This window comes from Citrobacter sp. CK185 (assembly GCF_030333565.1).
Taxonomy (GTDB): domain Bacteria; phylum Pseudomonadota; class Gammaproteobacteria; order Enterobacterales; family Enterobacteriaceae; genus Citrobacter_B; species Citrobacter_B koseri.
The window spans coordinates 932,456-955,282 of record NZ_JAOWFR010000026.1 but is presented as its reverse complement, the minus strand read 5'-3'; the positions used below and the strand labels follow the sequence as shown (position 1 = coordinate 955,282).

Genomic DNA, 22,827 nt, shown 5'->3' with positions numbered 1-22,827 from the left:
TGAGATGTTTTTTTATTGTCATTCATCGCTTCACGGGAATAGCAGTATACGCCTTAAATCCGGTTTAAGGCTGTGATTTCACGCGTTGATTGTATTTTGATAGCGCTATCACATATCTGACTGATAACTTTTGATAGCGCTATCTTTGTGAATATGATCACAGATAAGGTTTCAGCGCTTGAATAAAGTTTGCTCATATCTGGCAATCACGCGAGGAGGATATGTGCTCAATCACTGGCTAACGGATGCAACCATCATGCGGCAGGCGAGGGTGGAAAACTGGCCGCAGGCGCTGGAAATATGCGCCAGACCGCTGCTGGATGCTGGCGTTATCACACCTGAATATGTGACGGCGATTGTTGAGCAGCACCATAAGCTGGGCGCGTATTACGTTCTGGCGCCGGGTCTGGCGATGCCGCATGCGCGACCGGAAGAGGGAGCAAAGGGATTAGGCTTGTCGTTGTTAAAGCTGGAGCAGGGTGTCTCATTTGGGGCGGGCGAGTTCGATCCGGTGGATATCATCGTGATGCTCGCGGCACCCGACAAACACAGCCATATTGAAATGATTTCGGCGCTGGCAGAGTTATTTTCCAGCGATGACGATATGGATAAATTACATCAGGCGAAGTCGCTGGAGGAAATAAAAACAATAATCGCACGTTTCTAATTTAATTACGCATTCCGAATTACCTGACACATTACGCGCCTGCGTGATGCGGTCGTACTCTACTTAAAAGAAGGTGATGATAATGAAAATTATGGCTATTTGCGGTTCTGGCCTGGGCAGTAGTTTTATGGTCGAAATGAATATTAAAAAAGTGCTCAGGAAGCTTGAAATTGATGCCGATGTTGAGCATTCCGACCTCTCCTCGGCGACGCCTGGCGCTGCGGATCTGTTTGTCATGGCGAAAGATATTGCCGCCAGCGCCAGCGTGCCGGAAAGCCAGCTGGTGGTGATTAATAACATTATCGATATTAATGAACTTGAAGCGCAGCTGCGCGCCTGGTTCGCCAAACAATAACCTTATTGCAAGCGAGGCGGATATGTTTATCCTTGAAACGCTGAATTTTGTTGTTGATATCTTAAAAGTGCCCTCGGTGCTGGTGGGGTTAATTGCCTTAATTGGCCTTGTCGCGCAGAAAAAAGCGTTTTCCGATGTGGTGAAAGGCACGATTAAAACTATTTTAGGTTTTATTGTACTGGGCGGCGGCGCAACGGTACTGGTCGGGTCTTTAAATCCACTCGGCGGAATGTTTGAACATGCATTTAATATCCAGGGGATTATTCCAAATAACGAAGCGATTGTTTCCATTGCGCTGGAAAAATACGGGGCGTCTACGGCGCTGATCATGGCCTTTGGCATGGTGGCGAATATTGTGGTCGCCCGTTTTACCCGTCTGAAATACATCTTTCTGACAGGACACCATACGTTTTATATGGCCTGTATGATCGGCGTAATCCTGACGGTTGCCGGTTTTGACGGCGTTGGTCTCGTCTTTACCGGATCGCTGATTCTGGGGCTGGTGATGGCCTTTTTCCCGGCGCTGGCGCAGCGCTATATGAAGCGTATCACCGGCACTGATGATATTGCGTTTGGTCACTTCGGCACGCTGGGTTATGTGCTGTCCGGCTGGATCGGCAGCCTTTGCGGTAAAGGTTCCCGCTCTACCGAAGAGATGAACCTGCCTAAAAACTTAAGCTTCCTGCGCGACAGTTCGATCTCTATCTCTCTGACCATGATGATTATCTATCTGATCATGGCGGTGAGCGCGGGGCGTGAATATGTCGAGAGCACCTTCAGCGGCGGTCAGAACTACCTGGTCTACGCCATCATTATGGCGATCACCTTTGCGGCGGGCGTGTTCATCATCCTACAGGGCGTACGTCTGATTCTGGCGGAAATCGTACCGGCCTTTACCGGATTCTCAGAAAAACTGGTGCCGAACGCCCGCCCGGCGCTGGACTGCCCGGTCGTCTATCCGTATGCGCCTAACGCGGTGCTGATTGGCTTCCTGTTTAGCTTCCTCGGTGGCCTGGTCGGTCTGTTCCTGCTCGGACAGATGAAGCTGGTGCTGATCCTGCCGGGCGTGGTGCCGCACTTCTTTACCGGTGCGACGGCTGGCGTATTTGGTAATGCCACCGGCGGGCGTCGCGGCGCGATGATCGGCGCATTTGCCAACGGTCTGTTGATCACTTTCCTGCCCGTTCTGCTGCTGCCCGTGCTGGGGGCGATCGGCTTTGCGAATACGACCTTCTCAGACGCTGATTTCGGCGCAGTGGGAATTGTGCTGGGCAATCTGGCGCGCTACCTGTCGCCGCTTGCCATCACTGGGCTTGTTGTGGCGTTGTTCGTGCTGCTGGTGGCGTACAACGTGTTTGCGAAAAACAAATCTGCGGGGGGTAACACGCAGGAGAATACCGGAGCCAAATTATGAATGTGAATGAAGTTACTCAACTGGCGCGCGATATTCGCGTTGCCACTCTTAAGTCATTGACGCAGCTTGGCTTTGGCCACTACGGTGGCAGCATGTCGGTAGTGGAGACGCTGGCGGTGCTGTACGGCGCGGTGATGAAGATTGACCCGGCCGACCCTGACTGGCCGGAGCGCGATTACTTTGTGCTGTCTAAAGGTCATGCTGGCCCGGCGCTCTACAGCACGCTGGCGATTAAAGGTTACTTTCCGACAGAAGAACTGAACACGCTTAACCAGAACGGCACCCGTCTGCCGAGCCATCCAGACAGGTTAAAAACACGCGGCGTGGATGCGACGACCGGTTCACTGGGGCAGGGGATCTCGATTGCCGGAGGGATGGCGCTGTCGCACAAACTTGCCGGGCGCCCGAATCGGGTATTTTGTATCGTCGGTGACGGCGAGCTGAACGAAGGGCAGTGCTGGGAAGCGTTTCAGTTTATCGCCCATCATCGCCTGAACAACCTGACGGTGTTTATCGACTGGAACAAGCAGCAACTGGACGGCGAACTGGATGAGATTATTTGCCCGTTCGATCTGGAAGGGAAATTCCGCGCTTTCGGTTTTGATGTTGTCACCGTGAAAGGCGATGACATTGCCCGGCTGCTGGAGGTCGTTCAGCCGGTTCCGGCGGCGGATGCCCGTCCGCGCATGGTGATCCTCGACAGTATTAAAGGACAGGGCGTGCCCTACCTGGAACAATTAAGCAACTCCCACCACCTGCGTCTGACCGATGAGATGAAAAAGGCGCTTAACGAGACGATTCGCCAACTGGAGGCCGCGCATGATTAAGGTTGCACCCGCGGGACAAAAAGAGAGCATGGAAATGCGTAAAGTGTACGCCGGATTTGTGGCGGAGCAGATAGAGGCCGGAAGCCAGATTATCGCACTTGAAGCGGATCTCATGAGTTCTATGGCGATGGACGGCGTTGCGAGGGATTATCCTCAGCATGTGATCAACTGCGGCATTATGGAAGCCAATGTGATCGGCACTGCGGCAGGGCTATCGCTCACCGGACGCAAACCGTTTGTCCATACCTTCACCGCCTTTGCCAGCCGTCGCTGTTTTGATCAGCTGTTTATGTCGCTCGATTACCAGCGCAACAACGTCAAGGTGATCGCGTCGGATGCCGGCGTGACTGCCTGCCATAACGGCGGCACCCATATGTCTTTTGAAGATATGGGCATTGTGCGCGGGCTGGCGCATTCGGTCGTGCTGGAAGTGACCGATGCCGTCATGTTTAAGGATATTTTGCGCCAGCTTATCGATCTTGAGGGTTTTTACTGGGTTCGAACCATCCGCAAACAGGCCCCGAGCATTTATGCGCCGGGATCGACGTTCACCATCGGTAAAGGGAATGTTCTGCGTGAAGGCAGTGATATCACGCTAATTGCCAACGGCATTATGGTTGCCGAGGCGCTGGAGGCGGCGCGCCAGCTGGAGCAGGATGGCGTGAACGCGGCGGTTATCGATATGTTTACCCTCAAGCCCATCGACCGCATGCTGGTAAAAAATTACGCGGAGAAAACCGGGCGAATCGTCACCTGTGAAAACCACAGCATTCATAATGGACTTGGGTCGGCCGTGGCTGAAGTGCTGGTTGAAACGTGCCCGGTGCCCATGCGTCGCGTCGGCGTTAAAGAGCGTTATGGTCAGGTCGGGACGCAGGATTTCTTGCAGAAGGAGTATGGTTTGACCGCAGAGGCCATTGTGGAAGCGGCGAAAACGCTGCTGTAATAACGATGTGTTGTTGCCGGATGGCGCTGCCGCTTATCCGGCCTACAATAACCTGACTCGTAGGCCGGATAAGACGCGCCAGCGTCGCCATCCGGCATTTTTGATCAATGGTATCCCATCAACTGTGCGCCGATAACCACCACGCTGGACATGATAAACAGCAACCCCAGCAGCGTCGCGCCAACCTTCAGCCAGTTGCGAAAATCGACCCGGCACACGCCTAATGTCGCCATTAACGATGCGGACGTTGGATAGATGATGTGACTGAAGCCATCGCCAAACTGGAAGGCCAGTACCGTAACCTGACGGTTTACGCCTACCAGATCGCCTAACGGAGCCAGAAGCGGCATCGTTAACGCCGCCTGACCGGAACCGGAGGTAACAAAGAAATTGAATACGGCCTGAAACAGCAGCATAAACCATGCGGCGACAGCGTTGTTCAGACCGCTAATGCCGTGAGCAATACTGTTCAACAGGGTATTTAACACGCTGGCGTCGCCCGCCTCGCCATTGCCCACGAGCAATAAAATGCCTTTGGCGAAGCCGACCAGCAGGGCCGGGGCAATCATCATTCTGGCGCCTTCGGTGAACGAGGAGGCCATGATGTTCACCGTCATACCGTTGAGGCGGAAAATAACCCCAATGATGCCGATGACCACGCCCATCGTGAAGAACTGGCTGGCAATCTCAGGAATAAACCACGCGTGAACAATCACTCCCCAGATAACCCAAATCATCACTCCAGTCAGCACAATCAGCACCAGCCAGTCGCCTGCTGTGAAAGGACGTTGGGCGATTTCGTCCTGCTTCTCACGGAAATAGCGATCGGATTCATGGACGCGCGACAGATGGGGATTCTTTTTCACCCGCGCGGCATAGGTCAGGGTAAAAAGAAGACCAATCAGCGTGGAAACGAACCACACAACAATGCGCAAGCCAGAGCCGGAAAGGACCGGTACGCCCGCAATCCCCTGCGCGACCACGACGCAAAACGGGTTCATCCATGAACTGGCAAAACCAATCTGGGTGGCGATATAGGTGACCAGTACGGTGGTAATGCTGTCATAGCCCAGGCGTACCATCAGCGGTGCGATAATAATCGCAAAGGCGACGGCCTCTTCCCCCATACCAAAAACCGCGCCGCCCAGTGAGAAGAGGATGAACAGCACCGGGATAAACAGCACCTCATTGCCGCGCGTATGGCGTATCAGCGCCAGAATACCGTTATCAATGGTGCCTGTACGCATGACGATGCCGAACGCGCCGCCGATCACCAGCATAAACATGATGATGCCGACAGCCGTGCCGAATTTAGAACCGGAGGTTAATCCTTCGAACGGGAAATTCATTAAGCCGGGTCTTTCATCGCCGGTTGTAAAGAGCTGGACGCGGTGATACTGCGCTTCACCGGCTTCGTTGGTGAGAATACGAAAAGAGTGGGGATCGACCACTTTGCGGGTTTTCGTCTGCCCGTCAACCTGATACTGCACCTCCTGGCTGTCGAACATTCCGACGGGAACAACCCAGGTGGCAAGACTGGTCAGAATGGCGACGAAAAAAATAATCACCAGCGTATCGGGCATCGCCCATTTTTTGGCAGGCCGCGATTGCGATTCTGTTACTGCGGACATAACACACTATCCCTGTTGCAAGGCAAAGAGATAATTATGCGAACAGAGGAATAGTTATTCATTGATACAGCGCAGCTAAGCGGGAAAATCGGATTTCGTTCATGCCGGTTCGGCGGGCATAAAAAATCTGGAAATAATCGCTATTTCCAGACCTTAGATATGAAGTGCTGGCCGGATAAGGACGCCTTAGCGTCGCTATCCGGCACACAAAGCAGATTACTGCTGTTGCTGTGAAGACTGAATCGCGGTCAGGGCGATGGTGTAGACGATATCATCTACCAGCGCGCCACGGGACAGGTCGTTCACCGGCTTGCGCATACCCTGTAGCATCGGCCCGATGGAGATCAGGTCAGCAGAACGCTGTACCGCTTTGTAGGTGGTGTTACCGGTGTTCAGATCCGGGAAGATGAACACGGTCGCGCGACCTGCAACCGGAGAGTTCGGCGCTTTGGATTTCGCAACATCAGCCATGACTGCGGCGTCGTATTGCAGCGGGCCGTCGATCATCAGGTCAGGACGTTTTTCCTGCGCCAGACGGGTCGCTTCACGCACTTTCTCTACGTCGCTGCCTGCGCCAGAGGTGCCGGTGGAGTAGGAGAGCATCGCAACGCGCGGTTCGATGCCGAAGGCAATTGCGGATTCCGCAGACTGGATGGCGATTTCAGCCAGCTGTTCTGCCGTCGGGTCCGGGTTGATCGCGCAGTCGCCGTAAACGTAGACCTGTTCCGGCAGCAGCATGAAGAACACGGAAGAGACCAGAGAGCTGCCTGGTGCTGTTTTGATCAGCTGTAGCGGCGGACGAATGGTGTTTGCCGTGGTGTGAACCGCACCGGAAACCAGACCGTCAACTTCATCCTGTTCCAGCATCAGCGTACCGAGAACCACATTGTCTTCCAGCTGTTCGCGGGCGACGGTTTCGGTCATGCCTTTGCTCTTACGCAGCTCAACCAGACGAGCGACATAGCTTTCGCGAACCACTTCCGGGTCGACGATTTCAATGCCTGCGCCCAGTTCTACGCCCTGAGAGGCGGCAACGCGGTTGATCTCTTCCGGGTTACCCAGCAGGACGCAAGTCGCGATGCCACGTTCAGCACAGATGGCTGCCGCTTTAACGGTACGCGGTTCGTCGCCTTCCGGCAGAACGACGCGTTTACCGGCTTTACGCGCCAGCTCGGTCAGCTGGTAGCGGAATGCAGGCGGAGACAGACGACGGCTGCGCTCAGAGGTCGCGGTCAGGGATTCAATCCAGTCAGCGTTGATGTAGTTGGCAACGTATTCCTGAACTTTTTCGATACGCTCATGGTCATCAACCGGAACTTCCAGGTTGAAGCTCTGTAGGCTCAGAGAGGTTTGCCAGGTGTTGGTATTCACCATGAATACCGGCAGGCCGGTTGCGAAAGCACGTTCGCACAGTTTAGAGATGCGCGCGTCCATTTCGTAGCCGCCGGTCAGCAGCAGAGCGCCGATTTCCACGCCGTTCATTGCCGCCAGGCAAGCCGCAACCAGTACGTCAGGACGGTCAGCAGAAGTCACCAGCAGAGAACCCGCACGGAAGTGCTCCAGCATGTGCGGAATGCTGCGCGCGCAGAACGTGACAGACTTCACGCGACGGGTGTTGATATCGCCTTCGTTCACAACGGTAGCGTTCAGGTGACGCGCCATGTCGATTGCACGGGTTGCAATCAGATCGAAGCTCCACGGCACCGCGCCCAGAACCGGCAGCGGGCTGGATTCCTGGAGTTTAGCCGGATCGACTTTCACCACTTTCGCTTTGGAAGAGTCGTCGAAAATCTCAGACAGATCCGGGCGGGTACGGCCCTGCTCATCAACCGGTGCGTTCAGTTTGTTAACAATAACGCCGGTGATGTTGGTATTTTTCGCGCCGCCGAAGCTGCTGCGAGTCAGTTCGATACGCTCATTCAGCTGTTCCGGGGTGTCGGTGCCCTGAGACATCACGAAGACGATTTCCGCATTCAGCGTTTTCGCGATTTCGTAGTTCAGAGACTGAGCGAACTGGTGTTTACGCGTCGGAACCAGGCCTTCAACCAGCACCACTTCCGCATCTTTGGTGTTCGCGTGATAGTTCGCGATGATCTCTTCCATCAGCACATCTTTCTGATTGCTGGACAGCAGAGATTCAACGTGGCTCATCTTCAGCGGTTCAGCCGCCGGGACAGATGAGTTTGCACGAACGATAGCGGTAGTCTGGTCTGGCGCATTGCCACCCGCGCGCGGTTGAGCGATTGGCTTAAAGACGCTCAGACGAACGCCTTTGCGTTCCATAGCACGGATGACGCCAAGGCTGACGCTGGTCAGGCCGACGCTGGTTCCGGTAGGGATCAGCATAATAATACGGGACACGGTTTATCCTCTTTCGTTACCGCCGGTTTCAGGCGGGTTACAAAACAGCACCGCCAGCTAGGCTGGCGGTGTAAAATCAGGCAGTCAGACGGCTCGCGTCTTGCGCGATAACCAGTTCTTCGTTGGTTGGGATAACCACCGCAGGACGGGTACCTTCTTTGTTGATGAAACCAGATTTGCCGAAACGGGCAGCCAGGTTACGTTCGTGATCGACTTCAAAGCCCAGCACGCCCAGTTTACCCAGAGACAGCTCACGCACCATCGCCGCGTTTTCACCGATACCGCCAGTGAAGACCACTGCGTCCAGACGACCTTCCATCAGCGCGGTGTAAGAGCCGATGTATTTCGCCAGACGGTGGCAGTATACGTCCATCGCACGTTTTGCATCTTCTTTAGCGGTGTAGTTGTCTTCAACATAACGGCAGTCGCTGGTGACTTCGGTCAGACCCAACAGACCTGATTCTTTGGTCAGCATTTTGTTGATCTGATCGATGTTCATGCCCAGGTTGTCATGCAGGAAGAAGATGATTGCCGGGTCGATGTCACCGGTACGGGTGCCCATCACCAGACCTTCCAGCGGGGTCAGACCCATAGAGGTGTCAACGCACTGGCCGTTGCGGATTGCAGAAACGGAACCACCGTTGCCCAGATGGCAGGTGATGATGTTCAGTTCTTCAACCGGCTTGTTCAGCATTTTTGCGGCTTCCTGAGTCACATAGTAGTGGCTGGTGCCGTGGAAACCGTAACGACGTACGCCGTGTTCTTTGTACAGGCTGTACGGCAGGGCATACAGGTAAGACTCTTCCGGCATGGTCTGATGGAACGCGGTGTCGAAAACTGCAACGTTCTTTTCTTTCAGTTCCGGGAAGGATTTCAGCGCTTCAGTAATCCCGATCAGGTGAGCCGGGTTGTGCAGCGGAGCGAACGGCGCAGCGTCTTTGATGCCCTGGATAACGGAGTCATCAATGACCACGGAGCTGGTATACTTCTCGCCGCCGTGTACGATACGGTGACCAATTGCGGTCAACTGCGCAGACAGTTCTGGTTTTTGTGCCAGAATAGTATTAACAATAAAGTTCAGCGCTTCACTGTGAGCGGCGCCTGCACCTAAAGCCGCTTCTTGTTTATTGCCGTCCATTTTCCATTTGATACGTGCTTCAGGAAGATGGAAACATTCGGCTAAACCAGAAAGGTATTCTTCACCGTTCGCTGCATCGATGATTGCAAATTTCAGTGAGGAGCTACCGCAGTTCAGAACCAGTACTAACTTACTCGACATGGAAGTACCTATTTATGATACGTGGCTAAAAAAACGTCAGTGAGCCATAGAGCGTAACGCATGATGACGCTGACGTTTATGATTAACATCATGCGCAATAATCTTTTTCGGCATGATGGAAGAAATACCTTTGAGTCTATGCCATTTTGCGTATTTTTCAGCCAATGGCATACTATATGTAAATTTGACGACTCAATGATTTTGGACTACTGGCCTTAGAGGCCGACACAGGATACCTGATAGTGGGTATCAATGACAAAATGTTTTGAACGATGTCCCTTGCAGTTGTTGTTTTGCACAAATTTTTGAATTTTTATATGTGAAGTTGAGGTAAAGCCATGTCGACACCGGATAATCGCTCCGTGAATTTTTTTAGTTTGTTTCGCCGGGGGCAGCACTACGCAAAGACGTGGCCGATGGAAAAGCGCCTTGCGCCGGTCTTTGTTGAGAACCGCGTGATTCGTATGACGCGTTACGCCATTCGCTTTATGCCGCCGATCGCGGTGTTTACGCTGTGCTGGCAAATCGCGCTGGGCGGTCAGTTAGGCCCGGCGGTTGCCACAGCCCTGTTTGCGCTCAGTTTACCGATGCAAGGCATGTGGTGGCTGGGAAAACGCTCCGTTACGCCACTCCCGCCTTCCATCCTGAACTGGTTCTATGAGGTTCGGGGAAAATTGCAGGAAGCCGGGCAGGCGTTGTCGCCAGTAGAAGGCAAGCCGGATTACCAGGCATTAGCTGACACGCTTAAGCGCGCCTTCAAACAACTGGATAAAACTTTCCTTGATGATTTGTAATTGACCCCTGATTACGCATATAAAAGAAGGCATACCAATGCCTTCTTTTTTTGACCGCAGTAGAGTGATACAGGAGTCCCAAAATGGAAATGACCAACGCTCAACGTCTGATTTTGTCTAACCAGTACAAAATGATGACCATGCTCGACCCGACCAACGCCGAGCGTTATCGCCGTCTGCAAACGATCATTGAACGCGGCTACGGCTTGCAGATGCGTGAGCTGGATCGTGAGTTTGGCGAACTGAAGGAAGAAACCTGCCGCACGATTATCGATATCATGGAGATGTATCACGCCTTACATGTGTCCTGGACTAACCTGAAAGACGCGCAGACTATTGACGAGCGTCGCGTGACGTTCCTCGGGTTTGATGCCGCAACCGAAGCGCGTTATCTGGGCTACGTTCGCTTTATGGTGAACGTGGAAGGGCGCTATACCCACTTTGATGCCGGTACGCATGGCTTTAATGCCCAGACGCCGATGTGGGAAAAATACCAGCGTATGCTGAATGTCTGGCACTCCTGCCCGCGCCAGTATCACCTGAGCTCGAACGAAATTAATCAGATTATCAATGCCTGAGGGGGTGAGCGTGCAGTGCAAAGGCTTTCTGTTTGATCTGGATGGAACGTTGGTTGACTCCTTACCCGTTGTAGAGCGGACATGGTGCAACTGGGCCGATCGTTTTGGCCTCACGCATGATGAAGTGCTGAGCTTTATTCATGGCAAGCAGGCTATCACCTCTCTGCGACACTTCATGGCGGGAAAGCCGGAAGAGGAGATCGCCGCAGAGTTTACCCGTCTGGAACAGATAGAAGCGACGGATACGGCAGGGATTGTGGCGTTGCCGGGCGCGGTCGAATTGCTGAACCATCTCAATAAAGCCGGTATCCCCTGGGCTATCGTTACCTCAGGCTCGATGCCGGTTGCGCGGGCGCGCCATCAGGCGGCCGGCCTTCCTGCGCCAGAGGTGTTTGTTACCGCTGAGCGTGTGAAGCGCGGCAAACCGGAACCGGATGCCTATCTGCTGGGCGCCCAACTGCTCGGCCTCTCGCCGCAGGAATGCGCGGTGGTGGAAGACGCGCCTGCCGGGATTCTCTCCGGGCTGACCGCCGGGTGTCATGTCATTGCGGTCAATGCGCCTGAGGACACGCCCCGCATTGCGGACGTCGATTTTGCCCTGAGCAGCCTTGAGCACATTTCCGTGACCAAACAGCCCAACGGAAACGTGGTCGTTCTTAGAAATACCTGAACATGATTTAGCCCCGCATTGTTGGGGCTTTTTTATGGCAGAATCAGTCCATCCCTCTCATTTAACAAGGATATGTTGTGAACGGTGAATTGATATGGGTTCTCTCCTTACTGGCGATTGCCGTTATCTTGTTTGCGACGGGCAAAGTGCGCATGGACGCGATTGCTTTGCTGGTCATTGTCGCCTTTGTTCTGAGTGGAACATTGAGCATCTCAGAGGCCTTTTCCGGCTTCAGCGATCCTAACGTTGTTCTGATTGCCGCCTTGTTCATTATCGGCGACGGGCTGGTGCGTACCGGCGTCGCAACGGTCATGGGCGCCTGGCTGGTGAAAATGGCTGGTAGCAGCGAAGTCAAAATGCTGGTGCTGCTGATGATCACCGTTGCCGGGCTTGGCGCGTTTATGAGTTCAACCGGCGTGGTCGCGATTTTCATCCCGGTGGTGTTAAGCGTTTCTATGCGTATGCAGACCTCGCCTTCACGCCTGATGATGCCGCTCAGTTTTGCCGGTCTTATCAGCGGCATGATGACGCTGGTGGCGACGCCGCCCAACCTGGTGGTGAACAGTGAACTGCTGCGCGAAGGGCTGCACGGTTTTAGCTTCTTTAGCGTCACGCCGATTGGGCTGGTGGTGCTGTTCCTCGGCATTATCTACATGCTGGTGATGCGCTTTATGTTGAAAGGGGATGATGCGTCGCAGCAGCGTGATGGCTGGAAGCGTCGCGCCTTTCGCGATTTAATCAAAGAGTACCGTCTGACCGGTCGCGCTCGTCGGCTTGCCATTCGTCCAGGTTCGCCGATGGTCGGCCAGCGTCTGGATGACCTCAAGCTGCGTGAACGCTATGGCGCGAACGTTATCGGCGTTGAACGCTGGCGGCGCTTTCGGCGCGTTATTGTTAACGTCAATGGGGTGTCGGAATTTCGCGCCCGCGATGTGTTACTGATCGATATGTCTGCCGCCGAGGTGGATCTCCGGGAATTTTGCAGCGAGCAACTGCTGGAGCCGATGGTTTTACGCGGCGAGTATTTTTCCGATCAGGCGCTGGACGTGGGGATGGCGGAAATCTCCCTGATTCCCGAATCGGAACTGATTGGCAAATCGGTGCGCGAGATCGGTTTTCGTACGCGCTATGGCCTGAATGTCGTCGGTCTGAAGCGTGACGGCGTGGCAATCGAAGGGTCGCTTGCTGATGAAGCGCTGTTAATGGGCGACATTATTCTGGTAGTAGGAAACTGGAAGCTGATTGGTCAGCTGGCGAAACAGGGCCGTGACTTCGTGGTGCTGAATATGCCTGTGGAAGTGAGCGACGCCTCCCCGGCGCACAGCCAGGCGCCGCATGCGATCTTCTGTCTGGTGCTGATGGTTGCGCTGATGCTGACCGATGAGATCCCTAACCCGATCGCGGCAATCATTGCTTGCCTGCTGATGGGGAAATTCCGCTGTATTGATGCAGAAAGCTCCTACAAAGCGATTCACTGGCCGAGCATTATCCTGATTGTCGGGATGATGCCTTTTGCGCTGGCGTTGCAAAAGACCGGCGGTGTTGATCTGGTCGTTAAAGGATTGATGGATGTCGGCGGCGGTTATGGCCCCTATATGATGCTGGCATGTCTGTTTGTGCTGTGCGCCACCATCGGGCTGTTTATTTCCAATACCGCGACCGCCGTGCTGATGGCGCCGATAGCCCTTGCGGCAGCGAAGTCGATGGGGGTGTCACCGTATCCTTTCGCGATGGTGGTGGCAATGGCGGCGTCGGCGGCGTTCATGACGCCGGTCTCCTCGCCGGTAAACACGCTGGTTCTGGGGCCGGGGAACTACAGTTTTAGCGACTTTGTTAAGATCGGGGTGCCGTTTACGATAATCGTTATGGCGGTATGCGTGGTGATGATCCCGGTGCTGTTTCCGTTTTGATTTTTTGCCGGATGGCGCTATTCGCTTATCCGGCCTACAAATGTAGCAGTAGGTCGGATAAGACGTTTACGTCGCCATCCGGCAAAACGATTTATAGCGGCGAATCCTGGCTGATTTCATCCAGCGAGAGGTGAAAACTGGGCACAAACACCGCCATAAAATAGTCCATTTCTTCGCTGCGGCGCGACGCCAGGGTTTTTTCCAGTCGCGTTTTTGCCAGCAGGAATTCATTATTGCCCGCCGATAACTCTTCCAGACACTTCAGATAGGCGCAAAGCGCGTCGGCTTGCTTCACAACCGATTTCTCTTCTTCGCTGTAAGCATGTTCGTCGATCAGCGGTGCAAAAATATCGCGCAGTTCGTCAGGAACCATATCCACCAGTTTTTGTTGGGCAATTTTCTCAATCGCTTTGTATTCCTGCGCGATTTGCGAATTGAAGTATTTCACCGGAGTCGGGAGATCGCCGGTCAACACTTCAGAGGCATCGTGGTACATCGCCAGTAGCGCAATACGCTCGGCATTGACCTGGCCGCCGAATTTGCGATTTTTGATAGCGGCAAGCGCGTGGGCGACCATTGCCACCTGCAAACTGTGTTCGGAGACGTTTTCGGTGCGCACGTTGCGCATCAATGGCCAGCGGTTAATCAGTTTCAGGCGGGAGAGGTGGGCAAAAAAATGGCTCTGCTTCATAGTGACCTTTTCATGATGACAACCTGAGGGTCATTGTGCGCAGAGAAGGCCATCGGATGCAAATACTCGTCTTGCTCACGTTGCACCCGACGGCCAGTTTACGGTTACAGCTGATGATATCCTGACAGGAAGCGCCCGAATTTACTCAGCGACATTTCAATGTCGTCAATACGAGGCAGCGTTACAATGCGGAAGTGATCCGGCCAGGGCCAGTTGAACGCGGTTCCCTGCACCAGCAGCACTTTTTCCTGCAACAGGAAGTCGAGCACCATCTTCTGGTCATCGTGGATGTTAAAGCGCTTCGCATCTATTTTCGGGAACATATACAGTGCGCCGCGCGGTTTCACGCAGGAAACGCCCGGAATATCGTTAATCAGCTCCCACGCACGGTTACGTTGTTCATACAAACGCCCGCCCGGCATGATGAATTCGCTAATACTCTGGTAGCCGCCCAGCGCCGTCTGGATCGCGTGCTGCGCCGGAACGTTGGCGCACAGACGCATTGACGCCAGCATCTCCAGCCCTTCAATGTAGCCTTTGGCGTGTTTTTTTGGCCCATTCAGCACCATCCAGCCCTGGCGGAATCCGGCGACGCGATAGGTTTTGGACAGCCCGTTGAACGTAATGGTCAGCAGGTCCGGCGCCAGCGCGGCGATAGAATGATGCTCAGCGTCGTCGTAGAGGATCTTGTCGTAAATCTCATCGGCGAAAATGATCAGATTATGTTGACGGGCAATCTCAACGATCTCCATCAGCAACTCTTTGGAGTAAACCGCGCCAGTTGGGTTATTCGGGTTGATTATCACAATGCCACGGGTACGCGGCGTGATTTTGGCGCGGATGTCGTCGAGATCCGGGAACCAGTCAGAAGATTCATCGCAAAGATAGTGTACCGCTTTGCCGCTGGAGAGCGAGACTGCCGCTGTCCACAGCGGGTAATCCGGCGCGGGAACCAGCATTTCGTCCCCGCTGTTCAGCAACGCCTGCATTGCCTGCACGATCAATTCGGATACGCCGTTACCAATATAGATATCTTCTACGGTGACGTCGCGCATGCCGCGCGCCTGGTAATGCTGCATGATCGCTTTGCGTGCGGAATACAGACCCTTTGAATCGCAATACCCCTGCGCCGTTGGTAAATTGCGGATGACATCGACCAGGATCTCATCAGGCGCTTCAAACCCAAAAGGGGCGGGGTTGCCGATGTTCAGTTTCAGAACTTTATTGCCTTCTTCTTCCAGGCGTTTCGCTTCTTTCAGAACAGGGCCGCGGATGTCATAACAGACATTTTCTAGTTTGCTGGATTTTTCAATGGGGGACATGAATCTTGACCTTTTTAGCTGTTATCGCCACTCCCTGCCGTGGAAGTCAGCACGGAACAATGTACTCCCACAGCGGTGAGTTTTGAAGGGTCAGCAGTAGAAGATTTTGCTCAGGCTTAGTGTGGGATTGTGCTGTTAAGTCCTGCTTTAATGCCATTCTTGCAGTTTTTATTGCTGCTTTTATTTATTTTATTGGTTTTTTGTTTTTGGTATCAGGCTTTTGTGTGGTTGTATGTTTTGTTAAAAAATAGTCTAAACTCAGGGAGGAAAGTGTTAGCGGCGTCAGCATAACTCAATTATCAGGAAAATACTGAATGCTTTTACGAAACTACTGTTATCGCCATGATCTGTAAACGTTAGGGTGTAAATCTATTGTTAAGTAGAATTAATGAGTAGTGGCGATCTTAATTAATTATTATTTAATATTTAAAAAGCACCTGCTGGTGAGATTAATAATACATAATTTTCTTGGTTAAGATAACATAATCACGCTTCAGATTATTCGTATTAAGGCTTATAAATATAGTGGTTTTGGGTTAAGATAAGCCCCAGGAAATGGTGCGCAGTCTGCGTTGTCTGCTAATTTTTATGACGAGCATCTATAACTAACTTGTTGCTCAGTAGGCTTTTTTTGTGTCGGTAAATGTCCGTTAACTTCTTTTACATTTACAAAATTACACGTTTATCCTTAGCAGAATTCCGTTGTTACCTAAAAAGGTATGCGTCTTCTCCTCGATATATCCCTGGTAATGACCTCTGGGATTATTCGAAAAGAAAGGAGAAGAGGTTGTTAGCAGCACCAAATACATTTTTACTTTCACTTGGTTACGCAAGTGAAACGGCGAGGGAAGCACATTACAAATGGAATTGTTTGTTTATGAACACACAGCATTAACCAGGTCAGCATGGTATGACCCGCCAGTAAGTGAAAAATTATGATAAATGCAAATCGTCCGATAATTAACCTCGACCTCGATCTGCTGAGAACGTTTGTTGCTGTTGCCGATCTGAACACGTTCGCCGCTGCGGCGGCGGCGGTGTGTCGTACTCAGTCTGCGGTGAGTCAGCAAATGCAGCGTCTTGAGCAGCTTGTGGGCAAGGAGTTGTTCGCCCGTCATGGTCGTAACAAGCTGTTGACTGAACACGGTATTCAGCTTCTGGGTTACGCCAGAAAAATCCTGCGCTTTAATGATGAGGCGTGCTCATCATTGATGTTTAGCAATCTTCAGGGCGTATTAACAATTGGCGCTTCTGATGAATCCGCCGATACGATATTGCCTTTCCTGCTCAATCGGATCAGTTCGGTTTACCCGAAGCTTGCTCTGGATGTGAGGGTGAAACGTAACGCCTTTATGGTGGATATGCTGAAATCGCAGGAAGTGGATTTGATTGTCACTACGCACCGTCCGGGATCTTTCGAGTTCCTGAACCTGCGCACATCGCCGACACACTGGTACTGCGCGGCGGAATATGTGCTACAGAAGGGGGAACCGATCCCGCTGGTGTTGTTAGACGATCCCAGCCCGTTCCGCGATATCGTATTAGCGACGTTGAATGCGGCGAATATTCCCTGGCGCCTTGCCTATGTGGCCTCAACGTTAGCGGCGGTACGAGCGGCCGTAAAAGCCGGACTGGGGATCACCGCGCGACCGGTTGAGATGATGAGCCCGGATTTACGCGTACTCGGCGCTGCGGATGGATTACCGCCGTTGCCAGATACGGAATACTTACTGTGTCGCGATCCATCAGGCCAGAACGAACTGGCGCAGGTTATCTATCAGGCGATGGACAGTTACCAAAACCCCTGGCAATACAGTCAGTTTACTCCCGAAGGAGGAGACGATTCGCTGATGGTTGAAGGTGACTTTGAGTAGCCAGTCACAAAAAAAACGTTATAAAATGTAAGTGTAAAAAAGGGCCGCTGATGCTGAAAAAACATCCAGCGGTTCTTTTTTTATACAATTTACCGGCGTTTCGAACGTAAATGCGGGAAAAAGCCTAAAAAATCAGTAAGTAGTCATTAACCTGTTAATTTGGATGAAAAATAGGCACTGACGGTCAGGTTTTGTTTCCATGTTAAAAAACTAGAGAAATTGTTGCTGTTTTTTATGGCGGATTAACAAAAGCGTGTCACAGATCAAGAAAATACTCCCATTTAGGGGGAGGCATCTGCGTAAAATCCTGTCAAAATAGGAGTGTATTATCTCATTTACTTCACAACGGACACGATTCAACAACATTAAATTCGGGCTGGTGATGCGATCGAAATCAGTCAAAATGGCATTAAATGTTAATGGTGTTGGGTCGATGTAAATTAATGTGAGGAAACTTTTGTTAAAGTTGACAAAAGGTTATAGAAAGGAGTAAAAAACCACATCAATTAGCTGTTTAATCATTTTCTACAGTGATTGTAAGGTTTTTTTTATTCCTCCCCATGAATCGATGTGGCGTTCATCTGCCGAAAAGAGCAGAGAATTTGGCGCTACTTTTGATGAGTAAGCAATGAGTATGTCAACATCCACTGAAATCATCGCTCATCACTGGGCATTCGCTATCTTTCTTATTATTGCCATTGGCCTGTGCTGCCTGATGCTCGTCGGCGGTTGGTTTTTAGGCGGTCGCGCACGCGCGAGGTCGAAAAACACCCCGTTTGAATCAGGTATCGACTCGGTCGGCTCCGCCCGCTTACGCCTGTCTGCCAAGTTTTACCTGGTAGCCATGTTCTTCGTTATCTTCGACGTTGAAGCGCTGTATCTGTTCGCATGGTCGACCTCTATCCGTGAAAGCGGTTGGGTAGGCTTTGTGGAAGCTGCAATTTTTATTTTTGTGTTACTGGCTGGTCTGGTTTATCTGGTGCGTATTGGCGCGCTGGACTGGACGCCCGCGCGTTCACGCCGCGAGCGTATGAACCCGGAAACGAACAGTATCGCTAATCGTCAACGCTAACCGCGAGGCATTAAGATGGATTATACGCTCACCCGCATAGATCCCAACGGTGAGAATGACCGTTACCCCCTGCAAAAACAGGAGATCGTAACCGACCCCCTGGAGCAAGAAATCAACAAAAGCGTGTATATGGGCAAGCTCGAACACGCGCTGCATGACATGGTTAACTGGGGTCGTAAGAATTCAATTTGGCCGTATAACTTCGGCCTTTCCTGCTGCTATGTCGAGATGGTGACCTCTTTTACCGCCGTGCATGACGTGGCGCGCTTCGGCGCGGAAGTACTGCGTGCTTCGCCGCGTCAGGCCGACCTGATGGTGGTAGCGGGAACATGCTTTACCAAGATGGCGCCTGTTATTCAGCGTTTGTATGACCAGATGCTGGAGCCGAAGTGGGTGATTTCCATGGGGGCATGCGCTAACTCTGGCGGTATGTACGATATTTATTCGGTTGTGCAGGGCGTTGATAAATTTATCCCGGTAGATGTGTATATCCCGGGCTGCCCGCCGCGCCCCGAAGCGTACATGCAGGCGCTGATGTTGTTGCAGGAATCAATTGGCAAAGAACGTCGTCCGCTCTCCTGGGTGGTTGGCGATCAGGGCGTTTATCGCGCCAATATGCAGTCAGAGCGCGAACGTAAACGCGGCGAACGCATTGCAGTAACGAATCTACGTACACCAGACGAGATTTAATTTGCGCCTGTCGGCAGCAGACTTCACTTCGCTTATCACTACATAAATAACGCGAAGCACTGCCGACTACCACGGACCATTTGCAATGGTGAACAATATGACCGACTTAACCGCGCAAGACGCTGTATGGCAAACCCGGGATCATCTGGATGACCCGGTCATTGGCGAACTGCGCAACCGTTTTGGGCCGGATGCCTTTACCGTTCAGGCGACCCGCACCGGGGTACCCGTTGTTTGGGTCAAGCGTGAACAATTACTGGAAGTTGGCGATTTCTTAAAGAAACTGCCGAAACCTTACGTCATGCTGTTTGACTTACACGGCATGGACGAGCGTCTGCGCACGCACCGCGACGGATTACCCGCTGCGGATTTTTCTGTTTTCTACCACCTGATCTCAATAGACCGCAATCGCGACATCATGCTCAAGGTGGCATTGTCTGAAAACGACCTGCATGTGCCGACGTTTACCAAACTCTTCCCGAACGCCAACTGGTACGAGCGTGAAACCTGGGAGATGTTTGGCATCACGTTTGACGGCCACCCGCACCTGACGCGTCTGCTGATGCCGCCGACCTGGGAAGGGCATCCGCTGCGTAAAGACTACCCGGCGCGCGCCACCGAATTCGATCCGTTTGAGCTGACCAAAGCCAAGCAGGATCTGGAGATGGAAGCGCTGACCTTCAAACCGGAAGACTGGGGGATGCAACGCGGCACCGAAAACGAGGACTTTATGTTCCTCAACCTCGGTCCGAACCACCCGTCCTCACACGGCGCATTCCGTATCGTTCTTCAGCTTGACGGCGAAGAAATTGTCGACTGCGTGCCTGACATCGGCTACCACCACCGTGGCGCTGAGAAAATGGGCGAACGCCAGTCCTGGCACAGCTACATTCCGTATACCGACCGTATCGAATACCTCGGCGGCTGCGTCAACGAAATGCCGTACGTACTGGCGGTAGAGAAACTGGCGGGTATCACCGTACCGGATCGCGTAAACGTGATTCGCGTTATGCTCTCCGAGCTGTTCCGCATTAACAGCCACCTGCTGTACATCTCGACGTTTATTCAGGACGTCGGCGCGATGACCCCGGTCTTCTTCGCCTTTACCGACCGTCAGAAAATTTACGATGTGGTGGAAGCGATCACCGGTTTCCGTATGCACCCGGCCTGGTTCCGTATCGGCGGCGTCGCGCACGACCTGCCGCGCGGCTGGGATCGCCTGCTGCGCAATTTCCTGGACTGGATGCCGAAACGTCTGGACTCCTACGAGAAAGCGGCGCTGCGCAACACCATCCTGAAAGGGCGTTCCCAGGGCGTTGCCGCTTACGGCAAGAAAGAAGCGCTGGACTGGGGCTGTACAGGCGCCGCGCTGCGTGCGACCGGTATTGATTTCGACGTGCGTAAATCACGTCCGTACTCTGGCTACGAAAACTTTGACTTTGAAATCCCGGTTGGCGGCGGCGTGTCCGACTGCTATACCCGCGTGATGCTGAAAGTCGAAGAGCTGCGTCAGAGTCTGCGCATCCTTGAGCAGTGCCTCAATAACATGCCGGAAGGCCCGTTCAAAGCGGATCACCCGCTGACGACGCCGCCGCCGAAAGAGCGCACGCTGCAACATATCGAAACCCTGATCACCCACTTCCTGCAAGTGTCGTGGGGCCCGGTCATGCCTGCGAATGAATCCTTCCAGATGGTAGAGGCGACCAAGGGTATTAACAGTTACTACCTGACCAGCGATGGCAGCACCATGAGTTACCGTACTCGTATCCGTACCCCGAGCTATGCGCATTTGCAGCAGATTCCGGTGGCGGTGCGCGGCAGCCTGGTGTCTGACCTGATCGTTCATTTAGGTAGTATCGATTTTGTTATGTCAGATGTGGACCGCTAATTATGCACGAGAATCAACAACCACAAACCGAGGCTTTTGAGCTGAGTGCGGCAGAGCGTGAAGCCATTGAGCACGAGAAGCACCACTACGAAGACCCGCGTGCGGCGTCCATTGAAGCGCTGAAAATCGTACAGAAGCAGCGTGGCTGGGTGCCGGATGGCGCGATCTACGCGATCGCCGACGTGCTGGGTATTCCGGCGAGCGATGTCGAAGGCGTCGCCACATTCTACAGCCAGATCTTCCGCCAGCCGGTCGGTCGCCATGTGATCCGTTACTGTGACAGCGTGGTGTGCCATATCACCGGTTATCAGGGCATCCAGGCCGCGCTGGAGAAAAAACTCAATATCAAGCCGGGGCAGACGACCTTTGACGGTCGCTTTACGCTGCTGCCGACCTGTTGCCTGGGGAACTGCGACAAAGGGCCGAACATGATGATTGATGAGGATACTCACAGCCATCTGACCCCGGAAGCCATTCCCGAACTACTGGAGCGGTATAAATGAAAAACGTTATCCGTACTCCCGAAACGCATCCGCTGACCTGGCGTCTTCGTGATGACAAGCAGCCGGTATGGCTGGACGAATACCGCAGTAAAAACGGCTACGAAGGCGCGCGTAAAGCGCTGACCGGGCTGTCTCCTGACGAGATCGTCAATCAGGTGAAAGACGCTGGCCTGAAAGGGCGCGGCGGCGCGGGCTTCTCCACCGGTCTGAAGTGGAGCCTGATGCCGAAAGATGAATCCATGAACATCCGTTACCTGCTGTGTAACGCCGATGAAATGGAGCCAGGCACCTATAAAGACCGTCTGCTGATGGAGCAACTGCCGCACCTGCTGGTGGAAGGTATGTTGATCTCCGCCTTTGCCCTGAAAGCGTACCGTGGCTACATCTTCCTGCGTGGCGAATACATCGAAGCGGCTGTGCATCTGCGCCGCGCAATCGCGGAAGCGACCGAAGCAGGTCTGCTCGGCAAAAACATCATGGGCACCGGTTTCGACTTCGAACTGTTTGTTCACACTGGGGCAGGGCGTTACATCTGCGGTGAAGAAACCGCGCTGATTAACTCCCTTGAAGGTCGTCGCGCCAACCCGCGCTCCAAGCCGCCGTTCCCGGCAAGTTCCGGCGTATGGGGCAAGCCGACCTGCGTCAACAACGTGGAAACGCTGTGTAACGTCCCGGCGATCCTCGCGAACGGCGTGGAGTGGTATCAGAACATTTCGAAGAGCAAAGATGCGGGCACCAAGCTGATGGGTTTCTCCGGTCGCGTGAAAAATCCGGGACTGTGGGAACTGCCGTTCGGCACTACCGCGCGTGAGATCCTCGAAGATTACGCCGGTGGCATGCGCGATGGCCTGAAATTCAAAGCCTGGCAGCCAGGCGGCGCGGGAACCGACTTCCTGACCGAAGCGCACCTCGACCTGCCGATGGAATTTGAAAGCATCGGTAAAGCGGGCAGCCGTCTGGGTACGGCGCTGGCGATGGCCGTTGACCACGAAATTGGCATGGTGTCGCTGGTGCGTAACCTGGAAGAGTTTTTTGCGCGCGAATCGTGCGGCTGGTGTACGCCGTGCCGCGACGGCCTGCCGTGGAGTGTAAAAATTCTGCGTGCGCTGGAACGCGGCGAAGGCCAGCCTGGGGATATCGAGACACTTGAGCAACTGTGTCGTTTCCTCGGGCCGGGTAAAACCTTCTGTGCGCATGCGCCAGGCGCGGTCGAACCGTTGCAGAGCGCCATTAAATATTTCCGCGAAGAATTCGAAGCTGGCATCAAGCAGCCGTTCAGCAATACCCATGTGATTGGTGGTATACAGCCGAACCTGCTGAAAGAGCGCTGGTAATTGCGGGCTTACCCCTGCATC

General features: G+C 53.3%; 20 protein-coding genes. 15 read left to right on the top strand and 5 right to left on the bottom strand.

What is annotated here, in order from left to right; genetic code table 11:
- Nucleotides 1-223 precede the first annotated feature (223 nt).
- From OGV79_RS19190 to OGV79_RS19170, 5 genes are all read left to right on the top strand, one after another.
- Nucleotides 224-667 carry a PTS sugar transporter subunit IIA gene (locus OGV79_RS19190; protein WP_024130154.1) on the top strand — a complete coding sequence of 148 codons (444 nt, stop codon included), beginning with the start codon at nt 224-226 and terminating at the stop codon, nt 665-667.
- An 82-nt stretch (nt 668-749) separates the two neighbouring features.
- Entirely contained in the window at nt 750-1,022 is a 273-nt protein-coding gene (locus OGV79_RS19185; RefSeq protein WP_024130155.1) for a PTS sugar transporter subunit IIB, read from the top strand.
- Between the two features lie 22 nt (nt 1,023-1,044).
- Nucleotides 1,045-2,436 (top strand): PTS ascorbate transporter subunit IIC, encoded by a 1,392-nt coding sequence (locus OGV79_RS19180; RefSeq protein ID WP_012131474.1) that lies wholly within the window; start codon nt 1,045-1,047, stop codon nt 2,434-2,436.
- Nucleotides 2,433-3,263, top strand: a complete 831-nt coding sequence (locus tag OGV79_RS19175; protein WP_286468808.1) for a transketolase — start codon at nt 2,433-2,435, stop codon at nt 3,261-3,263. The genes OGV79_RS19180 and OGV79_RS19175 overlap by 4 nt, the downstream gene beginning before the upstream one ends.
- Entirely contained in the window at nt 3,256-4,209 is a 954-nt protein-coding gene (locus OGV79_RS19170) for a transketolase family protein (RefSeq protein WP_047462336.1), read from the top strand. The genes OGV79_RS19175 and OGV79_RS19170 overlap by 8 nt, the downstream gene beginning before the upstream one ends.
- Nucleotides 4,210-4,313: 104 nt before the next feature.
- Here OGV79_RS19170 and yfcC read toward each other — a convergent pair whose 3' ends face one another.
- The 3 genes from yfcC to ackA all read right to left on the bottom strand — a co-directional run bounded on the left by yfcC (nt 4,314) and on the right by ackA (nt 9,480).
- The gene (gene yfcC, locus OGV79_RS19165; RefSeq protein ID WP_047462338.1) at nt 4,314-5,840 is read right to left on the bottom strand and encodes a putative basic amino acid antiporter YfcC; all 1,527 of its coding nucleotides are present in this window, start codon (nt 5,838-5,840) and stop codon (nt 4,314-4,316) included.
- Nucleotides 5,841-6,056: 216 nt separating this feature from the next.
- Nucleotides 6,057-8,201: a phosphate acetyltransferase gene (pta, locus tag OGV79_RS19160; protein WP_024130156.1), complete on the bottom strand. Its 2,145-nt coding sequence runs from the start codon at nt 8,199-8,201 to the stop codon at nt 6,057-6,059.
- A 76-nt stretch (nt 8,202-8,277) separates the two neighbouring features.
- Nucleotides 8,278-9,480: an acetate kinase gene (ackA, locus tag OGV79_RS19155; protein WP_012131481.1), complete on the bottom strand. Its 1,203-nt coding sequence runs from the start codon at nt 9,478-9,480 to the stop codon at nt 8,278-8,280.
- 338 nt (nt 9,481-9,818) lie between these two features.
- Here ackA and yfbV point away from each other — a divergent pair, with 338 nt between their 5' ends.
- From yfbV to OGV79_RS19135, 4 genes are all read left to right on the top strand, one after another.
- Nucleotides 9,819-10,274, top strand: coding sequence for a terminus macrodomain insulation protein YfbV (gene yfbV, locus OGV79_RS19150; protein WP_003028087.1), 456 nt, complete (start codon nt 9,819-9,821; stop codon nt 10,272-10,274).
- Nucleotides 10,275-10,357: 83 nt separating this feature from the next.
- On the top strand, nt 10,358-10,852 hold the full coding sequence (locus OGV79_RS19145) for a YfbU family protein (RefSeq protein WP_012131483.1): 495 nt from the start codon (nt 10,358-10,360) through the stop codon (nt 10,850-10,852).
- Nucleotides 10,845-11,522 carry a sugar phosphatase gene (locus OGV79_RS19140; protein WP_115625750.1) on the top strand — a complete coding sequence of 226 codons (678 nt, stop codon included), beginning with the start codon at nt 10,845-10,847 and terminating at the stop codon, nt 11,520-11,522. Before OGV79_RS19145 ends, OGV79_RS19140 begins: the two co-directional genes overlap by 8 nt.
- Before the next feature lie 77 nt (nt 11,523-11,599).
- Complete coding sequence (locus tag OGV79_RS19135; RefSeq protein WP_012131485.1) at nt 11,600-13,432, top strand: SLC13 family permease; 1,833 nt, start codon at nt 11,600-11,602, stop codon at nt 13,430-13,432.
- A gap of 91 nt (nt 13,433-13,523) precedes the next feature.
- Here OGV79_RS19135 and yfbR read toward each other — a convergent pair whose 3' ends face one another.
- Together yfbR and alaA are read right to left on the bottom strand one after the other, a co-directional pair.
- On the bottom strand, nt 13,524-14,123 hold the full coding sequence (gene yfbR, locus OGV79_RS19130; protein ID WP_012131486.1) for a 5'-deoxynucleotidase: 600 nt from the start codon (nt 14,121-14,123) through the stop codon (nt 13,524-13,526).
- 104 nt (nt 14,124-14,227) lie between these two features.
- On the bottom strand, nt 14,228-15,445 hold the full coding sequence (alaA, locus tag OGV79_RS19125) for an alanine transaminase AlaA (protein WP_012131487.1): 1,218 nt from the start codon (nt 15,443-15,445) through the stop codon (nt 14,228-14,230).
- Between the two features lie 935 nt (nt 15,446-16,380).
- On the opposite strand from alaA, the gene lrhA reads away from it, so the two are divergent.
- The 6 genes from lrhA to nuoF all read left to right on the top strand — a co-directional run bounded on the left by lrhA (nt 16,381) and on the right by nuoF (nt 22,806).
- Entirely contained in the window at nt 16,381-17,319 is a 939-nt protein-coding gene (lrhA, locus tag OGV79_RS19120) for a transcriptional regulator LrhA (RefSeq protein WP_012131489.1), read from the top strand.
- Nucleotides 17,320-17,947: 628 nt separating this feature from the next.
- The gene (gene nuoA / locus OGV79_RS19115; protein ID WP_012131490.1) at nt 17,948-18,391 is read left to right on the top strand and encodes an NADH-quinone oxidoreductase subunit NuoA; all 444 of its coding nucleotides are present in this window, start codon (nt 17,948-17,950) and stop codon (nt 18,389-18,391) included.
- 15 nt (nt 18,392-18,406) lie between these two features.
- Nucleotides 18,407-19,081 (top strand): NADH-quinone oxidoreductase subunit NuoB, encoded by a 675-nt coding sequence (gene nuoB / locus OGV79_RS19110; protein WP_012131491.1) that lies wholly within the window; start codon nt 18,407-18,409, stop codon nt 19,079-19,081.
- Between the two features lie 85 nt (nt 19,082-19,166).
- Nucleotides 19,167-20,969, top strand: a complete 1,803-nt coding sequence (gene nuoC, locus OGV79_RS19105; protein ID WP_286468807.1) for an NADH-quinone oxidoreductase subunit C/D — start codon at nt 19,167-19,169, stop codon at nt 20,967-20,969.
- Between the two features lie 2 nt (nt 20,970-20,971).
- Nucleotides 20,972-21,472: an NADH-quinone oxidoreductase subunit NuoE gene (gene nuoE, locus OGV79_RS19100; protein ID WP_012131493.1), complete on the top strand. Its 501-nt coding sequence runs from the start codon at nt 20,972-20,974 to the stop codon at nt 21,470-21,472.
- A complete protein-coding gene (gene nuoF, locus OGV79_RS19095) occupies nt 21,469-22,806 on the top strand; it encodes an NADH-quinone oxidoreductase subunit NuoF (RefSeq protein ID WP_012131494.1) in 1,338 nt (445 codons plus the stop codon). Before nuoE ends, nuoF begins: the two co-directional genes overlap by 4 nt.
- Nucleotides 22,807-22,827 lie beyond the last annotated feature (21 nt).